Origin of the sequence: uncultured Meiothermus sp. (assembly GCF_937863175.1) — a bacterium.
Lineage (GTDB): Bacteria > Deinococcota > Deinococci > Deinococcales > Thermaceae > Meiothermus.
Map to the genome: position 1 here is coordinate 1 of NZ_CALMCQ010000484.1, position 2,861 is coordinate 2,861.

General features: G+C 60.5%; 4 protein-coding genes and 1 pseudogene. 2 read left to right on the top strand and 3 right to left on the bottom strand.

The features are described from left to right. Positions 1-248, top strand: a pseudogene (locus Q0288_RS17890) (hypothetical protein); the annotation flags it as partial. A gap of 83 nt (positions 249-331) precedes the next feature. Here Q0288_RS17890 and Q0288_RS17895 read toward each other — a convergent pair. From Q0288_RS17895 to Q0288_RS17905, 3 genes are read right to left on the bottom strand one after another with little or no spacing between them, the layout of a single operon-like run. Beyond that, positions 332-598 carry a glutaredoxin family protein gene (locus Q0288_RS17895; RefSeq protein ID WP_299433763.1) on the bottom strand — a complete coding sequence of 89 codons (267 nt, stop codon included), beginning with the start codon at positions 596-598 and terminating at the stop codon, positions 332-334. 58 nt (positions 599-656) lie between these two features. Beyond that, on the bottom strand, positions 657-1,559 hold the full coding sequence (locus Q0288_RS17900; RefSeq protein WP_299433766.1) for an ROK family protein: 903 nt from the start codon (positions 1,557-1,559) through the stop codon (positions 657-659). Further along, positions 1,556-1,858 (bottom strand): hypothetical protein, encoded by a 303-nt coding sequence (locus Q0288_RS17905; RefSeq protein ID WP_299433769.1) that lies wholly within the window; start codon positions 1,856-1,858, stop codon positions 1,556-1,558. The genes Q0288_RS17900 and Q0288_RS17905 overlap by 4 nt, the downstream gene beginning before the upstream one ends. Before the next feature lie 144 nt (positions 1,859-2,002). Here Q0288_RS17905 and Q0288_RS17910 point away from each other — a divergent pair. After that, positions 2,003-2,861, top strand: an 859-nt coding sequence (locus tag Q0288_RS17910) for a magnesium chelatase domain-containing protein (RefSeq protein WP_299433772.1), incomplete at its 3' end; no start/stop codon positions are given.

The following is a 2,861-nucleotide window of genomic DNA, read 5'->3' on the forward strand; positions in this document are numbered from 1 at the left end:
CCGTGATGTCCTTCTCCGCCCGCATTCTGCAGCATGCCCTGCTGTTGCCCCTGCAAGAAGAGCTCGACCTCTGGTTCCGGGTTCCTGCTGGCGCCAGCATCCGCCTTACCAGCAGCGCCGAAAGCGGCCTGATTGATATAGAGGCCACCTCCTACCGCGTGGCCCCAGCAGCCCAGGCCCAGTCTATGCCGAAAGTAGAGGTACTCGAATTTTTTCGTAGCGCGGTAGAAGCCGCGAGGAAGTACTAAATCCTCAAATACGAAAAAACCGGGGCACGAAGCCCCGGTTTTTGTTTGGTAAGGTGGGTTTATAGAGATATACCACACCAGCTTTACGCGCCGGAACGGTTGTCCTGAATGCCCGCCTGCTCGAGCCAGGTCTTTAGTCTGGCAATGGAGAAGCGGCTCATCGAAACAGCGTGACCCCCATAAACCAGGGTGGGTACGCTGCGTTTGCCGTTATTAACCCTCATGACCAGTTCGGTGGCATGGGGGTCTTGTTCGATGTCTACTTCGGTGTAGGACAGACCGAGGGTGGAGAGGGCTTGTTTGGTGGCGTGGCAGTCGGGGCACCAGGAGGTGGTGTACAGGGTAATCATAGCCAGCCAGGAGTTTACGGGAGTGATGGGAGACAGGGTGTGCTTTTGACAACGCCGATTATGCCTCACCGACCTCGAGCGCCGCTGTCAGGGCTGCGCCCAGCAGCCCGGCCTCGCCGCCCAGCCTGGCCAGGTGGATGGGCGGGGTGATCCAGCCTTCCATGTAGCGGTGGTAGGCGCGCATCACCTCCTCTATATAGCCCTGCCCGGCGTTGAGGGCCACGCCGCCGCCCAGCACAATGACCTCGGGGTCGTAGGATTTGACCAGCGAGGCCAGGGCGATGCCCACCCAACCCGCCGCCTGCAAGACGATGCGGCTGGCCCGGGGGTCGCCTTGCTGGAAAAGGGCAAATAGCTCGCGGGTGCCCATTTCGCGCTTGAAGGAAGCCAGGGCCATGCGCTCCATGGCCGGGCCAGTCGCCAGGGCCTCGAGGCAACCATCCAGTCCACAGCCGCAAAGCGGGCCACCCGGTTGCATGGTGATGTGCCCAATTTCTGCGCCCTGTCCATGGGCGCCCCGAAGCACCCTGTTGCCCCACACAAAACCGCCTCCCACACCGGTCGAGACCGTCATGAACAGGGTGGTGTCGGCCCCTTTGGCAGCTCCCAGCTTGTGCTCGGCCAGTGCTGCGGCGTTGGCATCGTTTTCCATATACACCTGGAGGCCGGTAGCCTGCTCGAGCAAAGAGCGGATCGGGAAATTGCTAAAGTTTGCGATGTTCGGTGCAAACTTGATCAAACCTTGCTTGAAATCGAGCGGCCCAGGGGTACCCAGGCCAATGGCCCCGACCTTTGTACCAGCGGCTTCCATTGCGGCCCTGGCAGCCTGGGCCATGGCTTCGACCACTGCCAGGCCCCCTTCCTCCGGTGTGGGTACCGTAACCCTGGCTTGAATGACGCCATCGCTCAGCACCCCAGCCATAATTTTGGTTCCGCCCAGGTCAATCCCCACTACGCTCATGACGACTCTCCTTGGTGATCACGTTCGACAATCAAGTCTGCCTCGCGGTGCAGAATCTCGGGCACCCAGAGGCTCACGTCCCCGATATAGGTGCCCATATAGGCCTCGGGCAGGCCAAAGCTGGTAAAGGGGGTCTCGAGGTGGACTGGAATACGGCTTTGTTCCAACCGAGCCTTGATTCCCTCGGCAACAACCCTGGGCGCCGAAAGAAACAGCACATAAGGTATCTCCCCGATCAAGCGGTGGGCGATGGTGTTTTGCTGCGGGTCATTCGCATCCATGTCGTGAGGGTCGTTCATTGGCTTACAGCATAACAGCCACTGATAGGGGGGAGGTTGGTGATGCAAAACGTGCTCCAGGCCTTTTGTAGACCTTGGCCTTCCAATTACCCAGAATTTGCCAGCCTTCCCGTTAAGCTGGAGAGGGGGTCGTTATGCTGAGGTATGCTGGCGCAAGTACGAACCTATAGTTTATTTGGCCTCGAGGCCCAGCCCATCACGGTGGAGGTGGATGTTTCACAGGGCATGCCCTTCTATGCCGTGGTGGGGCTGCCCGACAAGGCTGTCGAGGAGTCGCGTGAGCGGGTGCGGGCGGCCCTCAAGAACGCGGGGTTTCCCTATCCGCAAGGCCGGGTGGTCATCAATCTGGCCCCGGCTGAGTTGCGTAAAGAAGGCACCCATTACGATCTGCCCATCGCGCTGGGGCTGCTCTGTGCCCAGGGAACCATTCCCTCAGAAGCCCTGCAAGGTTTTGCTGCGGCGGGCGAACTTGGTTTGGATGGTGAACTGCGCCCGGTTCCGGGTGCGGTGAATCTGGCGCTGGGAGCGCTTCAAGATGGCAACAAACTACTCATGCCGCAGACTTCGGCCGAGGAAGCTGCCCTGATTGAAGATATCCAGGTTTTTGGTGCTGCCAACCTGGTGCAACTGGTACGCTTCTTACTTGGACACGAGGAGCTGCCCGCAACCCGCTCGAGCGAAGGGATGGAGGGTCTGGAAACCACACTCGACCTGCTCGATGTGAAAGGCCAGGCCAAGGCCAAGCGGGCCCTGGAAATTGCTGCTGCCGGTGCGCATCACCTGCTGATGACCGGCACCCCGGGTTCCGGCAAAACCATGCTGGCCAAGCGGATGGTGGGTCTGCTGCCGCTCCTCCCCAACGAGGACGCGCTGGAAGTCACCCGCATCCACTCCGCCGCTGGACGTTTGATGCGCGGCCTCATCAAAACGCCTCAATTCCGCAGTCCGCACCATACCGTCTCCGATGCCGGACTGATCGGGGGTGGAACCATTCCCAAGCCCG

What these genes read in the sequence shown, in the direction of transcription:
- Q0288_RS17895 (WP_299433763.1), bottom strand. Translation starts at nt 598, where the DNA reads ATGATTACCCTGTACACCACCTCCTGGTGCCCCGACTGCCACGCCACC.
- Q0288_RS17900 (WP_299433766.1), bottom strand. Translation starts at nt 1,559, where the DNA reads ATGAGCGTAGTGGGGATTGACCTGGGCGGAACCAAAATTATGGCTGGG.
- Q0288_RS17905 (WP_299433769.1), bottom strand. Translation starts at nt 1,858, where the DNA reads ATGAACGACCCTCACGACATGGATGCGAATGACCCGCAGCAAAACACC.